Origin of the sequence: Methanolobus zinderi, from assembly GCF_013388255.1 — an archaeon.
Lineage (GTDB): Archaea > Halobacteriota > Methanosarcinia > Methanosarcinales > Methanosarcinaceae > Methanolobus > Methanolobus zinderi.
Map to the genome: position 1 here is coordinate 949,041 of NZ_CP058215.1, position 20,764 is coordinate 969,804.

Genomic DNA, 20,764 nt, shown 5'->3' on the forward strand with positions numbered 1-20,764 from the left:
TATTTCCCCCGGAAATGAAAATATCTTATGCGGAATTGCGGCTAAGTTCATCGAGCAGAATAATATTTTCCAGCATCAGGGCACAACTCCAGCACAAAGGAATAGCCCATGCAGGCCTGCCGGAATGCTTGTTTACCTGCTCTGGCAGCATTCCGGAACTGGTTGTCCCTCTTACCGACCACCGGATATATTCCAGTGCTTTTGTTGTCAGCATTTCCCGTTCATTATTCTTTTCCAGATCATGGGTCTCCTTCATTGAATCTGCAAGTAAAAGCAGCGCCTTTGAGAGCCATAAAGTGGTGACAGTCCAGGGGTTGCCTTCTATATAGCTATCTCTTTCATAGCGCTTTATCCCAAAATATTCATTCACCGGAACTCTGAGACGGGACTCGATATTGCTGATCATTGACTTGATCATCTTCCTTTCATTCTCATCATCCGCAGAGAGCATATTGAAGGGTACGAAAGTTCCCAGGATGCTGGCATCGATGTCTGTATCAAGTTTTCCATTCCTGATTCCGCGTGCAAAGTAACCCTGGTCCGCAAGCCAGAAACTCTCTATTGTTTGCTGCTTGATAAGCTCCGCCCTCTCAATCCAGCGGCTGGCAAGCCCTGTTTCATTGTAGTCACGTGCCAGACGTGCAGCACCCATAAGTCCGCCGTAGATTGCAGCATTGGTATAGGTAAAAATACCCGAATAGGTTTCCCAGAGGCATGTGCATGGTTCGTGTAACCCTTCAGGGGTCCTTTTCATAAGGTATTCGGCTGCTGAAAGGACAGTTGACCACATATTATCAAGGAACTCCCTCTTCATTACGGGTTCGAGACTGTCATAGTATTCTTCCATGGCAAACAACGTGGAACCTGTCTCATCTATCTGGGTCGAGAATCTGAAATTGCCCCATGAAGAGCCGGCATTACCGTCAAGCCAGTAACGCTGGAACCAGGAACCATCAGGAAGCTGGGTCTGTCTGCACCATGTGAAGAAACGCTCGCAGTACTCCGGGTACCCCGCATCCAGAAGTGCCAGTACTATTTCAGAGGTGTCCCTGTTCCAGCAATAGCCATAACCACCGCTTTTCTCAAAATCATGATCAAATTCAGGCGCTGCAACAAATGAACCCTTATCAGGGTCGTTCAGGATGCTTAATGTAAGTAAAGAACGATTGAACGTCTCCATCAGTTCCACATTTATGTACTCAAACTCAGACACTTTCTTTATATCCAGGAGCCTTTTTCTGGAAAGCCACTTGATCCAGCTTTCCTGTGTTTCATTTAACATACTTTCAACGGTCTTGTTCCGTGTATCACGTATCTGTCTGTAAAGCAACTGTCTTGCTGATGCAGCACCGATGAATATACTGATCTCGGCAGTAGATCCGGGCTCGATATCAAGTTTCCAGCCGATAGCGTTGTTAATGTTACCTATATCCTCATGATTGTTCTGCAGCTCGCCGTCTTCCATATCATACTTGGCATTTGTCCACCATATAGTATCCAGGGCCTTTCCGATCTGCCATTCTTCGAACATGGGCACAGAGCCTATTCCCAGGTGGTAGTCCTTCCAGTATTGCACAAGGATCCCTGATTCATGGTCACAGAATGCAGAATTCTTTTTCTGTATTTCTCCTACCTGAAAATTAGAATAGTAAAAGAACTTTCCATGAAATCCCGCCGACGAACTGATCTTATAATTGCGTACCATTACCGGATGGTCTTTATGAATAAAGTCCTGAATATACATTTTCAGTCCGGTCGGATGCACAAGTTCGGTGTTTACTATATTTGTATTTTCCACATAGTTCTGTCTTACCTGCCATTCATGGTCGTTTGACCAGATGAGCCTGTTCCCGTCATACAGGCAGGCCTGTGATTCTTCAAGATGTTGTGCAAAGTCCCTTCCCGGATAGAAGAAATTGAAGAGCTCTCCTTTTTTACCCATGGTGACAAGCAAATGCCGATTACCGAGTATTGAGTTGGGCTGCCTGATCAATCCAGCTCTCTCCTGAGTACGTGTTCTGTTTTTGCACCTCTGGGTACAGGGGATATTATGTGTTCACAGAAGATGTGTCCTGTACTCAGACACTGACTTTCGTGGACCTGAACCGTCCTTTCCATGACTTCTGATATGAACCCTGAAAAAAAGCCACTTATATAGGCACAAGCAGGCATTTCAGTTTCTTTATACACATCTGAAATAAAACAATCCAGGGTCCGAATGCTGCCTTCAAGGTTTTTTATATCAACATCATACTCGAGCATTCCCCATCCTGCAGCCATAAACAGTTCTTTGAGCAGGTCAAAACAATTGCTTTTATCAATATCGATTATCTCACGTAAGAGTTTGACTGCCATGGTCCCGCTTATAATGCCGGTGTGCATCTGGAGACCTTCAGCTTGTGGAACATGTTCGTTCATGATTCTGAGGATGTCAACAAATGTCCTAGCCCTCAGGATGATAGCTCTTTCTCCGAAAAGACTCAAAGGGAACTCCACGGACTGCATTACCTGGTTTCTGGATACTCCGTAGTCGACATCAAGCACTACATCCATTTGTTTAAGTTCAGCTACAACGTCGTTTACGTCCCTGCCTTTCTCAACTTCCGTAAAAATAACATATTTTCCTCTTGCCGGGTCTTCAAGGCTATCCATATATGCAAATCTCATATCAAGTCCTTTCTCCGCAAAAAGAGAAGTTATGTCAGCTTCCGAATGCACGGTGTTCCTGTAGGCTATCTTGAACCAGATGACTTCAGCATCTTTGTTTGCCTTTGAGAACATGCATAGATCTCGCACCATATTAACAACACCTGAATAGGAATAGGTCTGTAAACTATTTATTCTGCTCTTTCAGTTCCATGAAAACCTTTTCCTTAAAATCCATCATCACTGCCATGAAATTCACAGCAGCATCATAGGGTGATTCATGGATGCTGAAATACGAATGCACATCGCCGTCTCCGAGCCATTTGGTGCTCATATAGTAATAATGGTCAGATGTCAGCAGATGTTTCCATATCTTTATGAGCTCTTTATCCCCGGTTGCTTTCACATACGGCTCAAGTAGCTTTGCTTCTTCAAAACACCGTCTCTGCATATCATTACCAAGCCAGGCACTGGTATCTCTTTCAATATCCGCCCAGGATATTGTTGAGAAATCACCCACATCTATCTCGCCTGCCGGAGAATACTTCTCGATCGTCTGGGAAGGAGTGAGGAAGCTGATCCCACGGTCTGTAACCTCTCCCGGAACTGCCCTGAGAAACTCAAAGATGCCGGTATCTGTCCACTGGTGTTCCCCGAATGTCTCGTAATCCATGAAGATATTGGCTGTTTCTCCTGAGCTCTGAGACACCCAGTCAGCCCATTTGCCTGCAGTCAGAGGATACTCCTCCCGCCATTGCGATGAGAAGCGGTATCCGATATCGTCACTTAATTTATAATTTCTCAGAAGTACTGCAATATCACTGCTCTTTGCTTTATAGACATGGTTTGGTGACCTGCCTCCAAGCACCCTTTCTATGCCTTCGGTAAGTATTGCCTTATATCCCATCTCGGCGGCAGCTCCGGCTATGGTATTGTTATACATCAGCTCCGTGTTCCTGAATACCTCCGGTGTGATGCCAAGCAGTTCTGACATGACCCTGCGATGCTCTTTCACCTCTTCTATGAACTCCTGCCTTGACTCGAAAAGTGCTGCAATGGAATGATAATATGTCTCATCAATGAACTCTACACAGCCAGTTTGGGCGAGATCCCTGAATGATTCCAGTACATCCCCGCCCCAGCTCTCACACTGGCTCAGGAGAGTGCCTGTTACCGACATGCTCACTCTGAACTCACCGGAAGTATTATCGATCAATTCCAGGATGGTCTGGTTTGCAGGTAGATAGCATTTCTCGGAAACCCTCCGGAAGATCTCTTTGTTGATATCGTTATCAAAATATCTGTTGAATCCACTGATTCTTTTGTCAGGCCAGAACCACTTTAACCTGTGTGGCTGGTGAAGTTCAAAATAGAAACAGACCGATCTCATCTGTCTGCCTCCACAAGAGCTCTTTTCATATCAGAGAGTATGGAAAAGTTATTGACCGCCCGTTCATATCCCAGCCTGCGCCCTTCAGCATTGAGCTCAAGAAGGATATCTGTTTGCTGGAGATAGCGGTATAATTTCCTGATTCTTCCGTATCTCGGATCAGATCCATGCCCATCCAGTCCATGGCCAATGTTCTGGAGCTCATGCATATAGAGGTGCTGTGCATGATTTCCCAGCAGATTGTGCATTCCATAGCGCGCTGTCCTTTTGGAATGAAGGGATGGTAGTTCCTGTGACCTGAACCTGGCAGCGGCTTCTTCCGGCAGAAGCATTTCGATCCCATGGTAAGCCAGGCACCCAGGCAGGTCTCTGAAGAATTGTAATATTTGCTTATCCTTTTGCAGGTGTCCCTGAAGGGAATCGTACTTGATATACAGTGTGACGACATCACCTTTCATATCTGATATCCATGAGGCGAATTTTTCAGGTATCAGTGGGAAACCGGTCCATTTCCTGTCAGAGTATTTCTTTTCAATGTCCTCGCTGAGATCGATGTGCCGCAGAATCGTGGGAATCTCATTCCTGTACACATGTACGGGATCACTTCCATTGATCAGGTTCTGCGAACCTTCTGAGATAAAACACTTAAATCCCATGTCTCTTACAGACCCGATAACTTTCTGTTCAAGGATAAGTTCCGGGTTCGCAAAAGTTACAGGTCTTACCCCAAACAGTTCATCAAGCGCTTCAAGATGCATTTTCACCTGTGCTTCAAATTCATCCGGTCCGGTAAAGAAAGGACAGATCGAATGATAGTACGGAGAAGCTATAAGGCCTGCACCCATGCTGACAAGTTCTTTGAAACTCCCGGGAATTCCGTGCGTCCATTTGCACTGTTCCAGGTAAATGCCTGATATGTCAAAGGCGTATTTTCCCCCATTGTCCATGGAATCTGCCAGAGCACGGTTGATAGGGATCGTATCCTTTTCCAGTTTTGAGAAATTCTGGAAAGCCTTCTCCATATCAAAGTAGTTTCTGAGTTCAGGAGAAGTGTAACCCTCCCAGGGCCAGTACCATTTAAGAGGCAGCGGGAGGTGTACTTCGAAACATATACAAACGGTCTTCATTAGCTATTTCCTCAATACATTCAACTTTCCCCGTTATTATTTTCTGCGATCTGCGGTATCTGCCGGGTTCGCAGTTCATCTGCAAACCAGACAGTTCTCTGTGGGAAGGCGATCTCAATGCCATTCTCTTCCAGTGTCTTCTTAATGATCCAGAGCATCCTTGTTTTCAGCTCATACCATTCCGTAACCGGGGACCATATCCTGACAAGGATATTGACTGCGTTATCTCCCAGATTATCTACGAAGATACCCGCAGGAGGGTTCTTGAGTGCAAAGGGCTCTTTATCGAGTATTTCCTGGATGATCTCAATGGCTTCGTCCGCATCGTCCTCGTAGCGTATACCAACTACATAGTCAAACCTTCTGACCACATTCGCGACATAGTTTGTGATATTCGTCGTGAACACTATCTCGTTCGGCACTCTCACAAAAAGACCGTCATAGGTACGGATTATGGTGGAAATAAAGCTTATATCCTCTACATATCCCGCGCTGTTGGATATGTTCACCTGATCCCCTATCTTAATTGGTCTTTCTGTCATCAGGAAAATACCTGACATGAGGTTTCCTACAATACTCTGGCTGGCAAAACCCACTACGATACCCACGACACCACCGGCAACCAGCAGACCTGAGACGTTTACATCAAGTACCGGGAATATGATGGTTACGACAGCAAGCGTGATAACACCATAGTAAACTATCTTCAGCAGGATGTTCATCTGCTCTTTGTCTATCCTCTCCTTAAAGGACCTCTCAAGATACAATGTGAGTCCCTTTCCTATTGCGATTGCCAGAAAGAGTATCAGTATGACTATGATACCTTTCAGTAGTACATCCTGGAATGTTGGTGCAAGGTTTATGAGTTCAGTTACATTACCTGAGATATTTTCAGCGACATTCATAAGCCAAACTCCATTACGCTCTTCGTACCATTCAGCAGTATCTTGCGTGATGTGTACAGTTCAACGGATCTATGGAAACCCGGTGAAAGCGGATAGGTTGTGAAATCTATCTCAGCCAGGTTCTTATTGATTATCTTCATCTGTGCCTTCATGGAGATCCTGTCTGATCCGTAGTATATTTTCATTCCGTAGGCATTGAACACAGCCTGGCTTATTTCCATCCAGTTACCGGTCTCATTGGAGATTACCAGTTCCAGGTCTCCTTCATACAAAATATCAGGCCGCGGATAGGATGGATAAACCTGACTTTCCCAGTGTTTGCATATGAGACCCCGATTAGGATTACCGTACAGGGTATATTTATTCTCATTAAATGTGATTATGTCTATTAGCTCGTATTCCCCATCTTTTCTTGAGATGAATATTCCTATCTCTATGGGGAATTTGAGGTGTATTGTCTGTTTGTCATAGGGAGCGATCATCACCGAACGCTGGAATTCTATAAGCAGAAAAGAACTTAGTGTCTTGGGAACATTCACAGGTTCGATGGGATTTATAAGAAATTCACCCTTTTGAAGCAGGATCTTCTCAATTGTATCGTCTTTTGAAGATCGCTTGTAAACCAGGTTTCCTTTCTCTTCTTCTACTGATATTGTAGTTCCTTCGGTCTCTACTGTGAAAGGTGGAGTATATTTGTCAAACATTATTGTTCCTTCACTGTTTTATAACCATTTCTTCTTGCGGAAATATACGAACATGGAAGCGGACATCAAGAGGATTACGATCCAGACTGCCGGATATCCCCACTCATATTTAAGTTCAGGCATGTATTCGAAGTTCATACCATATAAACCGGTAACAAAGGTAAGGGGTATGAATATGGTGGCTATTATGGTCAATGTCTTCATGACCTCGTTCATCCTGTTACTGATGCTTGACAGGTAAAGGTCCATGACGCCTGTTATAATATCACGATAGGTTTCGATGCTTTCGACAACGCGAATTGTATGGTCATATATATCTTTCAGATATACCAGGGTCGTATCCTTGATCAACGGAGAGTCGGAACGTTCCAGACTGCTGATAACATCCCTGAGGGGCCAGACGGACTTACGGAAGTATATTATCTCCTTTTTAAGGTCATGTATCTCTTCAAGAGTCTCTGAAACAGGATTTTCGATAAGCCTGTCTTCCAGAGCTTCTATTATCTCGCTGACCTGCTCAAGCACCAGGAAATAGTTGTCTACAATGGAATCCATCAGAGCATAGGCAAGATAGCTGGCATCCATGGAGCGGATACGTCCCTTTCCTGTTCTCAATCTCTCCCTGACTGCACTGAAAGTATCACCTTCGGCCTCCTGGAAAGAAACAACGAAATCCTCACCAAGTATGAGACTGACCTGCTCCAGCCTTATATCATTCTCGATGTCGTCATACCAAACCATCTTGAGTACGATAAACAGGTATGACTCATAGTCCTCCACTTTGGGACGCTGGTCGGTGTGCAGGATATCCTCCATTACAAGCGGGTGAAGGCCGTATTCCGCACCAATCTTTTCAATAATATCCACCTGATGGATGCCGTCTATGTTTATCCAGGTAACGACGTCCTGGTCCCCGTCAAAGCAATCTTCAACCTTTTCGACTACCTTTTCCTCAAACCTGTCCCGATTGTACTTTATCAGGGTGATCTTTGGTCTTTCAGCCTTCCTGTCACCCACATGTACAATAGAACCAGGGACAAGGCCGGCTTTTTTAGAATATCCGCTGAGCAGTTTTTTCATTGATACCGCCTGCTTTTTCCATTTTCCCGATAAGCTCTGTTTTACTCAGCTTTTTGCATCCATATAGGTCTTCACGGTCTTCCCGGCTATACTGTCCCAGTTATATTTTTCCCGGAGTTGTTCTCTTCCGGCTTTACCAAGTTCTCCGTCATCGTAGTTATCAAGTACGTGATTGATACCCCAGGCGATGGATTCAGGGTTCTTGTAGACCGTGATGCCTGTCCTGAAGTTGTCCACCAGTTCAACGGCATCTGTTGCGACAATGTTCTTGCTGGCGTCCCAGGCTTCCAGAAGAACGATACCAAATGGCTCATTGCGGCTTGGCACACACATGATATTACAGGCATTGACCCATTCTTTTTTGACATCATCACTTGCATAACCCAGGAAATGGCAACTATCACTGACTCCGAGACTGGCCGCAAGATTTTCGCATACCGGTCTCATTTCCCCTTCTCCTATCAATACAAATTGGATATCCCACCTGTTCTTGAGTACTCTGGGTATTGCCTGTACCAGAAGATCAGGACCTTTCTGGTAGTTCATACGTCCTACGAAGAGAACCACAGGAGCACAGGGGTGTATCCCGTAACCGGATTTGACCTTACCGGAATCAACTTCCATTCTCATATGGTTCTCATAGAGACCGTTGGGAATGATATCCATCTTGTAATCCGGTATCTGGTAGAGGTGCTGTATCTCTGCTTTGAGGGCCTCGGATGTAACTATGACCCTGGCGGACTCATAACCTCCTCTCCATTCCCTGTGGCTGATCTCCATGGCCTCCCACCAGTTTCCGTGAACATTACCGTTCCTGCCCCATTCGGTACTGTGGTATGTGATAACGAAAGGAATACCAAGATCCTCTTTTATTCTTGTGACCACGTTCACAGGATGCCAGTCGTGTACATGTACGATATCAAAACTGCCAAATTCCGTAACACTATCGATGAATGTGTAATACATCGCATCACACATACTGTCCATCTGCTGTACCAGATCACCGTTGAGGGAATGGTTCACACGATGGTAATGAACACCGTTAACGATCTCATAGGGAGGCATATCCCGGTTACGGGTATATATGTGGACCTCGTCGCCTCTTAAGGCAAGCGCTTCTGCAAGCTCCGATACGTGTGGAGCAAGTCCCCCTACCTTTATCGAGTAAAGGCTTTCCCATGAAAACATCGCAATTCTAAGTTTTTCCATAAATGACCTCCCTGAATAATCAATTTCATCCCTGTCCGTTAATTTCTGATGCCGGCTCAGGGTGTTAGCTTCTATGTATTTCCTTCCCTTTAAAGCCTGCAGCAATCGATGTGAATGTCCGACTCCCGCTCTATCTTTTTTTCTCTATATTGTCGATGGTATATGAGAATATCTGAAAAGCCCTGCAAGGATACTGTTTTGAAATCAGGATATAATACGGAGAAAAGCTTTTAATCAATACTATCGTAAACCTCCTATCTTTAAATAAGCATGCAGGCAGAGTCCTATGGCAGAGCCAATCCTTGATATTTTAAACTTTGATAACATTATTTCTCTAGCGGTCAAGACCCTGGCTGTTATATTTCTGATAGTTATTTTCAATTCTTTTCTCGGTATAATTACTCAAAGCCTGCTTCGTAAGGCAAAGACCAAGAAGCAAATATCCAATGTAGAGATATTCAGCCAGATCTTCAAGTATATCTTTATCCTTCTCGTGGTCGTTTTTGCAGTGCTCTCATATTCCGGTGCATGGTCTGGCTTTGGTATTTTCCTTGGTCTGCTTTCTGCAGCAATCGGTTTTGCACTTCAGAAACCCATTACCGGGATTGCTGCATGGATGATGGTAGTGGCCAAGAGGCCCTTTGACATAGGAGACAGGATATTCCTTGGAGATATCAAGGGAGATGTGACCGATATTACCCTCACTCACATACATATTGCCGAGATAGGCGGTATTATCGATGGGGAGGAGAGCTCCGGGAGAATCGTGCTTGTTCCCAACTCACTGATGTTTGAAAAGAATATCATCAATTACACATATAATCATGATTTTGTCTTTGATAGTGTAATAACCACTGTCACCTATGAGAGTAATCTGGACCATGCCATTGAGATTGTACGGGAATCCGCACGTACAAAACTCGGTAAATTTATAGCCAGAAGCCCGTCTGAACCCCGGATAAGACTTGATTTTATGCCAAGTGGTATTGATGTGCAGGTCAAGTATTTCTCTCCCTCGCGTGAGCTCCACGAGTACTCCAGCAGGATAACAAAAGAGATATTCGACAGGATAAACGAAGCACCTGATGTGGAAATAGCCTATCCTCATACGGAAGTGGTGTTCAGGCGCAAGGCCTGAAGTTCACCATCCGAACACTTTAGTCACAGTGGTCGAGCCCCTTCTGATGAAATATTTCCTGAGCTCGTCCGCCACAAACAACAATACCGCAAACGGCACGGCCAGCAGGACAAACTCCAGTGGAACAGGTGTGGTGTTGAATATTGCATTAACAAATGGCTGGTACATAATAAAGGCAAGTATCAGCAACTCACTGGCAATACCAAGTAGCACCATTTTATTACTCAGCAGGCCTTTTGTGAAAACAGACTGCCTCCTGGTTCTGGAAGTAAATACATTCGCTATCTGACAGATAATGACCGCGGCAAAGAAAGCCGTTATGGCCTGCCTGTATAGCGGATCAGAGAAAGCGAGCTGCTGTCCCCATACCCATCCGCCACTGAACAGGACTGCAAAATAACATGCAAAACCTGCGGCTGCTTCGATCGGTCCTTTGAGGCCGTAGGACGTGATCAGTACCTGCGGTGTCAGCAGTTTCTCATCACTGGAACGTGGCGGTCGTTTCATGATATCGCCCTCTCCTTTTTCAATTGCAAGCGCGATGGCAGGCAGTATGTCGGTACCAAGGTCGATTGCAAGTATCAGCTGCACGTTCATCGGAAGGGGTATTGCAAGCAGCACGAAGGCTATAAAGGGCAGTATCTCAGGTATGTTACTTGTCAGGATATAGGCGATGAATTTCTTGATATTATCGAAGACAGTACGTCCTTCTTCCACTGCATTGACAATGGTTGCAAAGTTGTCGTCAAGCAGTATCATGTCCGCAGATTCCTTTGCAACATCCGTACCGCTTCCCATGGCAACACCCATGTCCGCATTCTTTATGGCAGGTGCATCGTTCACACCATCCCCTGTCATGGTCACGGTCTCGCCTGCCGACTGGAATGCTCTTACTATCTTGAGTTTCTGCAGAGGAGAGGTACGGGCAAATATTATGCTCTTTGCATCGAGCTTTTGCTTCAACTCGGCAGGTTCCATCTTTTCGAGTTCAGGACCGGTTATCAATATAGGCTCTCGATCTTCACTGTTAAGACCCACTAGATTGGATACGGAAGTTGCAGTAACCGGGTGGTCGCCTGTAATCATTACTACTTTGACCCCTGCACGGTAACATCTTTTTATAGCTTCTGCTGCTTCAGGTCTTGCGGGGTCGAGAGCACCGGAGAATCCCAGGAAGATGAACTTATCTTCATACTCTTTTACTTCATTTACATCCCGGTATGCATATGCAAGTACTCTTTCTCCTCTCTCGGCCATTTTGAGATACTCTTCTTCCAACTCATCTTTTCTCTGGGAAGTAAGTTCATGCTCCTCTCCTTCAACCATCATGCGGTCGCACATTTCAAGTACTACCTCAGGTGCACCCTTAAGGTAGGAATCCATATCATCTTCGGGAGTTCTGCATATAACCTGCATTCTCTTCACACGAGAATCAAAGGGGTACTCTACCAGCCGAGGATATCTGTCCTGTACCTGTTTTATGTCCTTGAATCTGTCTGCATAGACCAGCAGTGACCCTTCGGTCGGGTCTCCTCTGTATCCTGGTGATTCCTCTGACAGGCGTGAGTTGTTGCACACGGTGGCAACACGCAGGAGCAACTCCGGGGGTTTTTCATCATCCTGTACATCGATATATCCGTTACCGGTGTAAACCGAATGCACTGCCATCTTGTTCTGTGTAAGTGTCCCGGTCTTATCCGTACATATTACCGTAGTTGATCCGAGTGTCTCTACGGATTCAAGCTGTTTTATCAGGGCATTGCGTTTTGCCATTCTTTTGGATGCAAGGCTCAAGGCAAGCGTTACTGTGGGAAGAAGTCCTTCGGGGACGTTTGCCACGATTATCCCGATGGCAAAGATAAGGTTTGCAAGGAAAGTATCCTGTATAAGGAAGCCCACTATAAAGAAGACGATTCCCAGGAAAATAGCTATTGCAGATATTATCTTGACAAAACGGTTGAGCTCTTTGCGTATGGGTGTCTCGACCGACACGGTCTCTTCGGTCAGCAGGGAGAGTTTTCCTATCTGCGTATCGGAACCTGTGCTGAAGATAACAGCCTCTCCGTTACCCGTCTGCACAAGTGTACTGGAGAAAACCATATTCCTGCATTCAAGCATGTCCTCATGCGTACATTCCAGGGCTCTGAGCTGGGGTTCTGCCTCACCTGTGATGGGTGAGTTATCGACTTTCAGGGTGTTCTGCTCTATGAGTCTGGCATCGGCAGGAACCTTGTCCCCTTCCTCAAGGTATATCACGTCCCCTGGTACAAGTTCGGAAGCAGGTAGCTCCACGATCTCTCCGTCACGCTTAACCCTTGCAGTGGGTGCCATGAGGCTCTGGAAACTTTCCATTATCTTCTGTGCCTGATATTCCTGGATGAATGTAAAAGTGGAGTTAAGTATGACAACTCCCAGAAGTGCTATGGCGATGAAGATATTGCCCTGTCCGGGATCCAGGTATTCAGCTGTAAATGAAAGTGCGGAACCAAAAAGAAGCAGTATTGCAAAGAAGTTCTTATACTGTCTCAGATACTTCTTAAGAGGCGTTTCCTTCTCTTTTTTCTGAAGGATATTTCCTCCGCAGACTTCTTTTCTTCTTGCTGCCTCTTCTGAAGAAAGCCCTTCAGCTCCTGTGTTCAGTCTATCCAGGAACTCATCGATCTTTATGCTGTGTTCGTCACCACTGGAAGTACACTGAAAGTTCTCACCTTCTCCTTCTGATGCCATTTACCCGTGACCCCAATGAAATAATGCATGGCTTCAATATAAGTATTGTTCTAAGGTACGGGTGGAATGATCAGAGGCTGCTGAACGAGAGGTAAAGATTCCATACTCCTATTGCAATGAAGTTTACTGCGAGTCCTGCAAGTAAAAGACCCATGAGCCTGGTGAAAACCAGCATACCGGTATACCCCAGTACCTTGTAGATCCTCCTTGAGAAATGGAACAGTGTCAGGCTTATACCAAATGTGATCAGTATGGACAGGATCACACTAAAGCTCTGGATTGTCGATTCGGCACTTCCCATTAACACTATTATAGTAGTGATGGTACCGGGACCTGTAAGAAGTGGCAAAGCAATGAGGAATATCCATATGTCGCTACGGTCCATTGATTTGTCTATCTCGTCCTCTGTAATACTTTCACTGGAAACCCTACCCAGTATCATATCAAGTGCTACGATGAACAGCAGGATCCCACCGGCCACTCTCAGAGAGTCTATGGTGATACCAAAAAAATCCAGTATCATCTCTCCCGTAAGTGCAAAGGATATAGCTATCACACTGGCAAGAGCGGCTGATTTGTTTGCAACGGCATTCTTTTCTTCGAAAGTAAGGTTGTTTGTCAGTGACACAAAGGTCACAACTCCTCCCAGAGGGCTGACAATTGCAAACAAAGAAGCGAATGCAGTTATGAAAAAGGTTAAACTATCCAACGGTTACCTCCTGTAACCATTATCAACTATCAGAGGGATACATAACGTTTTTGGTGTTACATCTTAAATTGGGAGTCATATCTATCCTTATTAATACTTACTTTTCATCATGATTTTGAGTCTTTCTATCAGGTATAACTGCATTTGCTTTTTCTCTTAAGCTGGCTATAGATATTGAATATGTCTGTAAATCAAACAGAGTTGTATTATTGATTTACTGTTGAATGATATTAAATAGATACTTTTATATATGATGTTTCATATTTACGCCCTGAGCCAGTGTAGGAAAAATAATACCCTGGTATTAGTGGCATGGGGTCTATATCCATAAAACTACCTCCTTCAAAACCTCATACCGCTAATAGCGGCTCCGGTCTCCACCCGGAGCCCAATTTTGATCCAAAATTAGCTCATTCTTTTTTTAAGTGACCATGCGGTGTAAGCCAATGCCATATTCATTGCTGAAAAGAACATTGACAGTATCGAAAAGCCAAGCAGGTATATGTTATATCTGAATATTTCTGATGCCGCATAAGGTGTGCTGTCATATAGAACAAAAACCAGGCTGTTTGCAAGAATAAGTATCATAAGCATTACAGGAAGTCCCCTGGCAGCACCTTTAAGGTCTGCCCGGCTCAGGGCTATATGGGCAGATACTCCCAGTGCCAGGAATATGTAGATCCAGAACATTGGGTTGCCAAGGTTTGCAGGATCGAGCATGTTTGCTATGAGATTGCTCATGAGCTCGAGCGAAGCCGGCAAGACAGATAAGAATGGACGGGAATCCCCGGTGAAAGCTGAAAGCTGGCCGGAAAAGCTGCTGAACAGCTCTGGTAGTAATATATACATACTTAGGATAAGGAAGATATTCCCGCTAAGTATGGGACCTATTCCAATGAAGAAGTTGCCCATACTCTGGAAAAGGCTGCTCCTGTCATAACTATGCTGTACATATCCCAGGGTCCCGTCATCTGATCTTATGTCAAGAAGCTTTACTTTACGGACCTTGTGTCCGAACAACCAGCACATGAGTAAATGTCCGACCTCATGTACAGGCACTCCGATCCATGCTGTCAGTAAAAGTGCCTTCCTTCCGAAACTTCGCTGCAGATAGCTATTTGAAAGTTGTTCCATCTGTCCAAGCAGAAGTCCTATCAAGAGTACAGGTCCGGTAAAAGCCAGCAGTTCCAGCAGACTCAAACGGATTATCATACTGATCTCCTGTATCATGCCATCTCTCCTGCGCTGCAGACCTGAACTGATTGGTTTTTACGGATAAGTACTTATTCGATGAACATAGGATAATTCTTTGATGCGGGTGTATGTGGGAGGTAAAGCTGGAACGAATAGTTCTTTCCTCTTAATCGGTTTAGCCCTCCGCATATTATCTGAAGGTGATATAAATGGATGAGAAAAGAGATATGAGAAAACAGCTTGAAGGTCAATTTCGAGAGCTACGTGATAGTATTACAAAGAATGTCAGAGACCTTGAACTTGAAAAGGAATTTGACAAACAGACAAAAGAGATCACGGATTATGTGGACCAGAATATCAGAAAGCTCAGAAGCAGCATGAAAGAAACTGAAGCAAAAGAAGCTCCTTATATAACAATGCCATTGATAGGGGATCCTGCTCCTTCCTTTACTGCTGTCACCACAGCAGGTGAGATCAACTTCCCAAAGGACTACAGGGATAAGTGGGTTGTCCTTTTCAGTCATCCTGCTGATTTCACGCCGGTATGTACTACCGAGTTCATGACTTTTGCGAACATGCAGGATGAGTTCAAAGAGCTCAACTGTGAACTGATCGGATTGTCCATTGACAGCATTTATGCACACATTGCATGGCTGAGGACCATTAAAGAGAAGATCGAATACAAGGGAATGAAGGATATTGAGATCACCTTCCCGGTAATCGCCGATCTTAAGATGGAGGTTGCAAAGAAATTTGGTATGCTGCAACCAAATGCCTCGGACACCCAGGCTGTAAGAGCAGTATTTGTGATAGATCCCAAGGCAAAGATCAGAGCAATTCTCTATTATCCGCTCTCCAACGGAAGGAACATGGATGAGATCAAAAGGCTTGTGCAGGCACTGCAGAAGTCAGATGCAGAGGACATTGCAACCCCTGCAAACTGGCAACCGGGTGAGGATGTGATCATCCCACCGCCCGGATCATGTGGAACAGCAAAGGAAAGAGTAGAGTCGGAAGAAGAAGGCAAATACTGTCTTGACTGGTTCATGTGTTTCAAGAAAGGACAGTAAAAAAACAGGAAGGACTTTTTTGTCCTTTCTTCATTATTCGTATTCAAGCTGAAGACCACAACCCACTTCTTTCAGATCACAGACCTCTGACAATGCTATCTTCGATCCAAGGTCTGTACAATGACATGCATGAACTTCCCTGATGTTGAGTTTTTGGAAGTAGTCTATTATTCCTTTGATCTTTTTCTCAGGAGGATTGAGTAAATGGAAACCTCCTATAATGTCAGCTATCCTTTCTTCATCGCAAAGTTCCTTTGCATACTCAACGATATTGCAGATGCCTGAATGGGAGCAGCCTGTAACGATAACCAGACCCTTTTCTGTTATTATTGCAAGTGCGGTATCGTCAAGTAGATCGTCTTCGGTTTTCTTTCCACCGATATTGATCTTGCTTTCGAGTGGATCGTGTTCAAAATCAAATCTCCGGGGTATTTCCCCGAGAAATACCACATTCTCCGTTATCCACCGGGGTCCGTTGCTGAGCTGGAATTTGAAAACCTTTGAGAGCCTGTCAGGTGATATGAGGGTTCCTATCTCCTGCATTCCGGAATCTGTTCTGCTGTTGAATATCAATGGGTGAGCGATCAGGTCAGGTTCTGAATGGTCCAGTCCTTCCATCCTTGCTTCGGTGTATAATCTGATAAGAGGATCAAGTCCCCATGTATGGTCAAGGTGGGCGTGGGATAATACAATATGGTCAAGTCCCAGAATATCGATGTTCATCTTCTCTGCATTGCGGATAAATGCATCCGAGTATCCTGTATCAAAAAGTATCTTCTTTCCGTCTGCTTCTATAAAGTAGGAAACGGCAGGTTCGCCTGTTAAGTAACGATCAATCAGTGTATTGTTATCTACGAGCACGGTTAATTTCATGCCTGAAGATAAGGTCTGAATGATAAAAAAGTTTCATTTCAGGAAGATAGTGACCTGATGTCACTCTTCCTTCTCTTCCTCAAGTGCCTTGCTGACGATCTTCATGGCGCAGAGGTCACCGCACATGGAGCATGCTTCACTTCCGGTGTTCCTGCTGTCCCTTATTTTCGTAGCCTTCTCACCGTCGATTGCAAGCTCGAACTGTGTGTCCCAGTCAAGGTTCTTACGTGCATGTGCCATCTTGTTATCTACGGCCCTTGCACGTTCTTTCTGTCCTTCCTTTGTCAGGTCTGCCGCGTGGGCAGCAATTCTTGTAACTATGGTACCTTCACGGATGTCGTCCTTTGTCGGGAGTGCCAGATGTTCGGCAGGTGTTGTCATGCACAGGAAATCAGCCCCGCACATGCCTGCAAAAGTACCTCCGATGGCACCGGTGATATGGTCATATCCGGGGGCAATGTCGGTTACAAGAGGGCCTAGCAGGTAGAGAGGTGCGTCATCGCAGAGATTCTTCATGCCCTTCACGCTCAATTCGATCTCATCGATGGGTACATGTCCTGGACCTTCCACAAAGCACTGGATATTGGCTTCGCGTGTGCGTCTTACAAGTTCTCCAAGGGTGATGAACTCCATGAAGGAAGGTCCGTCGGATGCGTCATGAATACATCCGGGTCTCATACCGTCGCCAAGGCTGATTGCCATGTCATATTCCTTTGCGATCTCCAGCAGGTAATCATATTCCGCATAGAAAGGATTGTCCTCTCCGTTATGCAGCATCCAGGCAAGGGTAAATGATCCGCCACGGCTGACGATGTCAGTTATCCTGTTACCCTGCCTTATTCTCTTCATGGCATCCTGGTTCACTGCCGCGTGTATGGTGACAAAGTCGATACCATCCTTTGCATGTTTGCGTACTGCATTGAACATGTCATCAGATGTCATATCCACAACAGTCTTCTGCGTGGCTGCGGCCTGATAGATTGGAACCGAGCCTATGGGGATGTCCACTGCATCCATTATCTTCTTTCTTATAAGGTCAAGGTCCCCCCCGGTGGACAGGTCCATGAGCGCATCGGCGCCGAAGGCCTCTGCAGTCTTTGCTTTTTCCACTTCCTCCTCAATGTTAATGTAATCACGTGATGTACCAATATTGGCATTTATCTTGGTGCTTAGGTATTTTCCTATACCTACGACCCTGCAATCCCTGGCAGGGTTATTGGGGATACTTATGAGTCCCTTCGCAACACACGAGCAGATGGTCTTAGCATCAATGCCTTCATCCCTGGCAACGGCTCCCATCTGGGGTGTGATGATCCCTCGTTTTGCATCTTCCATTAATGTCATTAATTACTCCTTCGCTACTGCGTCTGTTATGGGCTGCAGATATTATCTGAGTATATATATATGTTTCACAAATGTGATGTAGATTATCATTGCGGCATGATTACTTTCACCCCGCAGGCTCAATTCTTATCTATAATCAATGCATAGGAGTCCAGCATGTCGATAGTCGTATTCACGGAAAAGAACAAAGCAGCAGCACAGATAGCTGGAATCCTGAGTGAGGGTGGTTTTAATCGTGCATCGATAGATGGCATTCCCGTGTACGACTTCAAAAAAAACGGGAAGGAATGGAGAATAATGGGGCTTTCCGGCCACATTATGGGATATGATTTTCCGCCGGAATACAGTAACTGGAGGGAATGCGATCCTGCTGTGCTCCTTGATACTGACCCTGTAAAGAATGTATTGAAGAAACCATATGCCACCGCGATATCCAGACTTGCGGGCCAGGCAGATGAACTCATCCTTGCATGTGACTTTGACAGGGAAGGGGAGAATATAGGTTTTGAGGCAAAGTCCATTGCGGAAAAGTCTTCCAGAGCTCCTGTGAAAAGGGCACGTTTCTCCTCACTGTCCGCAAGTGAGATCAAGAAGGCATTCGGCAACCTTGTGGAACCCAACGAAAATCTTGCAATGTCCGCTGAGGCACGTCAGATACTCGATCTTAAGATGGGTGCTGCCTTCACAAGATTCATGACGCTTTCTGTGCGGGAGCATGCACGGACAAAAGGAATAATTTCCATCGGTCCCTGTCAGACCCCGACCTGCGGATTTGTTTATGAACGTGAACGGCTGATACGTGATTTCAAAGCAAAGGATTTCTGGAAGATCGAAGGGATATTTTCCCACTCAGCAAAGGATTTCAAAGGGACTCATCGAGCCGGTAATATCACTGAGAAGGCAAAGGCCGACGAGATCTTCAAACGTATAAAGGACTGCAAGAAGGGAACCGTGGCAAAGAAGCGCGAGAAGGAGTCCGCAGTGAATCCTCCCTATCCGCTGAACACCACCGAGTTTCTCAAACGGGCTTCCAAGTACTTGGGTATAAGCCCTGAGACCGCCCTTGAGGTTGCAGAGCAGTTATATCTTGCAGGTTTTACGAGCTATCCCAGGACAGAGACGAACAAGTATGCCGATGATTTTGATTTTAAGACAATACTGGTGGGCTTTTCCTCGGGTGAGTTCAGAGAACAGGTAATGGATATACTTTCCCGGTCACAGATTAAAAGCAGGAATGGAACTAAGGACGGTCATGACCATCCTCCTATCTATCCTATCAGGGCCGCAGGCAGGCAGGAGATCGAGAAAAGTGTCAGGATGCCTGATGCCTGGAAGGTTTACGATCTCATTGTCCGACACTTCATTGCTAACCTGATGCCTCCTGCCATATTTGACAAGACCCGCCTTGAGGTACATGTCAGGGGTGAGATTTTCGATGCCACGGGTTCTATACTGAAGGATGCAGGCTGGCTTGCTGTATATCCATTCGAAAATAAGAATGATAAGCTTCTACCGAATTTGGAACTGAATGACGAGGTTGATGTTAAGAAATTAAGCAATACCAGGTCCAAGACAAGTCCTCCCAAGCGGCTTACAGAAGCCGAGCTTCTCACACTGATGGATAAGAACGGTATCGGTACCAAGGCAACAGCTCCGTCTCATATAGAAACCAATAAAAAACGCGGCTATTTCGAGACCAAGGGAAAAACAATTGCAATCCTGGATACGGGCTTTACTCTTATGGAATCACTGGATTCGAGTGTGCCGATACTTGTAAAACCTGATATCCGTGCTCGTATCGAAGCGCTGATACAGGATGTTGAGGACGGGAAGAAAAGCTTTGACAGCACATTGGAGGAAGGCTCACATCTCATAAGAGAAATGTACTCCCAGCTCAGGTCGGGTAAGGAACAGATAGTTACGAAACTGGCCGGAACGATAACTGATGAGAGTATTGCTGCGGATAAAAAGAATTTCGTGGGGGAATGTCCGGAGTGCGGGCGTATGCTTCGTATTGTAAGGACTGACAAAGGCAGGTTTGTTGGCTGCAGTGGATATCCCTCCTGCAAGAATACCTATCCTCTTCCGAAAAAAGGTGCTCTTAATGTACTGCGGTCAAAGCAGTGTGAAAAGGAAGGTGTTGCCGTGATCAAAGTCGGAAACAAGTACCACTGGTCTGTTGGCATGGGTCCGTGTTTTACATGCGATTCCGAAAAAAAGTGTTTCCCGCCTGAGGTGATCGGAACGTGTCCGAAATGTGATGGGTCAATGTTCATAATCACTACCAAGGATACAAGATTTCTGGCGTGTACTGAAAGGTGTGGCTATACCCAGTCCCTGCCAAAGGAAGGCAGGCTTACTGTTAAGGGAAAATGTAAGCATTGTGACTGGAAACAGATTCGTGTCAAGCCAAAAGAAAAGGATGCAAATGAGTTCTGTATTAATCTCAGGTGTTCATCCAGAAAGTCAAATTCCGGATAATCAAGCAAATTTGATTTGCGTACAAATCAAGCAGTCTTGAATTAGCCGGATTTTGACAAATGCTTATATAGAAGAAAAAACATTCTAGCAATTAGAGGCGAAGATAAAATAAGACCAGATAACTACCCAGTCCTTTTGGTCGTGTCTACTAAACCTCCAATCACATT

At 45.3% G+C, this 20,764-nt stretch carries 16 protein-coding genes; 3 read left to right on the plus strand and 13 right to left on the minus strand.

The features are described 5' to 3' along the window. Window positions 1–25 precede the first annotated feature (25 nt). Genes HWN40_RS04750 through HWN40_RS04785 form a run of 8 tightly spaced genes read right to left on the minus strand, consistent with a single transcriptional unit; the run spans window position 26 to window position 9,061 of the window. The gene (locus HWN40_RS04750; protein ID WP_176964662.1) at window positions 26–1,993 is read right to left on the minus strand and encodes a glycoside hydrolase family 15 protein; all 1,968 of its coding nucleotides are present in this window, start codon (window positions 1,991–1,993) and stop codon (window positions 26–28) included. Then, the gene (locus tag HWN40_RS04755) at window positions 1,990–2,799 is read right to left on the minus strand and encodes a V4R domain-containing protein (protein ID WP_176964663.1); all 810 of its coding nucleotides are present in this window, start codon (window positions 2,797–2,799) and stop codon (window positions 1,990–1,992) included. The genes HWN40_RS04750 and HWN40_RS04755 overlap by 4 nt, the downstream gene beginning before the upstream one ends. Before the next feature lie 34 nt (window positions 2,800–2,833). Beyond that, window positions 2,834–4,036, minus strand: coding sequence for a glycoside hydrolase family 57 protein (locus tag HWN40_RS04760; RefSeq protein ID WP_176964664.1), 1,203 nt, complete (start codon window positions 4,034–4,036; stop codon window positions 2,834–2,836). Then, window positions 4,033–5,163, minus strand: coding sequence for a polysaccharide deacetylase family protein (locus HWN40_RS04765; RefSeq protein ID WP_176964665.1), 1,131 nt, complete (start codon window positions 5,161–5,163; stop codon window positions 4,033–4,035). Before HWN40_RS04765 ends, HWN40_RS04760 begins: the two co-directional genes overlap by 4 nt. A gap of 20 nt (window positions 5,164–5,183) precedes the next feature. Next, on the minus strand, window positions 5,184–6,068 hold the full coding sequence (locus tag HWN40_RS04770) for a mechanosensitive ion channel family protein (protein WP_176964666.1): 885 nt from the start codon (window positions 6,066–6,068) through the stop codon (window positions 5,184–5,186). Next, window positions 6,065–6,772, minus strand: a complete 708-nt coding sequence (locus HWN40_RS04775; protein ID WP_176964667.1) for a DUF432 domain-containing protein — start codon at window positions 6,770–6,772, stop codon at window positions 6,065–6,067. Before HWN40_RS04775 ends, HWN40_RS04770 begins: the two co-directional genes overlap by 4 nt. A gap of 18 nt (window positions 6,773–6,790) precedes the next feature. Further along, entirely contained in the window at window positions 6,791–7,852 is a 1,062-nt protein-coding gene (gene corA / locus HWN40_RS04780) for a magnesium/cobalt transporter CorA (protein WP_176964668.1), read from the minus strand. A 45-nt stretch (window positions 7,853–7,897) separates the two neighbouring features. After that, window positions 7,898–9,061 (minus strand): glycosyltransferase family 4 protein, encoded by a 1,164-nt coding sequence (locus HWN40_RS04785; RefSeq protein ID WP_176964669.1) that lies wholly within the window; start codon window positions 9,059–9,061, stop codon window positions 7,898–7,900. 286 nt (window positions 9,062–9,347) lie between these two features. Between HWN40_RS04785 and HWN40_RS04790 the strand changes: the two genes are divergently transcribed. Further along, window positions 9,348–10,199: a mechanosensitive ion channel family protein gene (locus HWN40_RS04790; protein WP_176964670.1), complete on the plus strand. Its 852-nt coding sequence runs from the start codon at window positions 9,348–9,350 to the stop codon at window positions 10,197–10,199. 3 nt (window positions 10,200–10,202) lie between these two features. Here HWN40_RS04790 and HWN40_RS04795 read toward each other — a convergent pair whose 3' ends face one another. From HWN40_RS04795 to HWN40_RS04805, 3 genes are all read right to left on the minus strand, one after another. After that, window positions 10,203–12,926, minus strand: a complete 2,724-nt coding sequence (locus tag HWN40_RS04795) for a cation-translocating P-type ATPase (RefSeq protein WP_176964671.1) — start codon at window positions 12,924–12,926, stop codon at window positions 10,203–10,205. A 70-nt stretch (window positions 12,927–12,996) separates the two neighbouring features. Next, window positions 12,997–13,635, minus strand: coding sequence for a MarC family protein (locus HWN40_RS04800; protein WP_176964672.1), 639 nt, complete (start codon window positions 13,633–13,635; stop codon window positions 12,997–12,999). Window positions 13,636–14,040: 405 nt separating this feature from the next. Next, window positions 14,041–14,865, minus strand: a complete 825-nt coding sequence (locus tag HWN40_RS04805; protein ID WP_176964673.1) for a hypothetical protein — start codon at window positions 14,863–14,865, stop codon at window positions 14,041–14,043. A gap of 380 nt (window positions 14,866–15,245) precedes the next feature. Between HWN40_RS04805 and HWN40_RS04810 the strand changes: the two genes are divergently transcribed. After that, complete coding sequence (locus HWN40_RS04810) at window positions 15,246–15,899, plus strand: peroxiredoxin (RefSeq protein ID WP_176966287.1); 654 nt, start codon at window positions 15,246–15,248, stop codon at window positions 15,897–15,899. Between the two features lie 33 nt (window positions 15,900–15,932). Here HWN40_RS04810 and HWN40_RS04815 read toward each other — a convergent pair whose 3' ends face one another. Next, complete coding sequence (locus HWN40_RS04815; RefSeq protein ID WP_176964674.1) at window positions 15,933–16,772, minus strand: MBL fold metallo-hydrolase; 840 nt, start codon at window positions 16,770–16,772, stop codon at window positions 15,933–15,935. A gap of 60 nt (window positions 16,773–16,832) precedes the next feature. Next, window positions 16,833–18,116 (minus strand): phosphomethylpyrimidine synthase ThiC, encoded by a 1,284-nt coding sequence (gene thiC / locus HWN40_RS04820; protein WP_176964675.1) that lies wholly within the window; start codon window positions 18,114–18,116, stop codon window positions 16,833–16,835. Between the two features lie 156 nt (window positions 18,117–18,272). On the opposite strand from thiC, the gene HWN40_RS04825 reads away from it, so the two are divergent. Then, the gene (locus HWN40_RS04825) at window positions 18,273–20,597 is read left to right on the plus strand and encodes a DNA topoisomerase I (RefSeq protein WP_176964676.1); all 2,325 of its coding nucleotides are present in this window, start codon (window positions 18,273–18,275) and stop codon (window positions 20,595–20,597) included. Window positions 20,598–20,764: the final 167 nt, after the last annotated feature.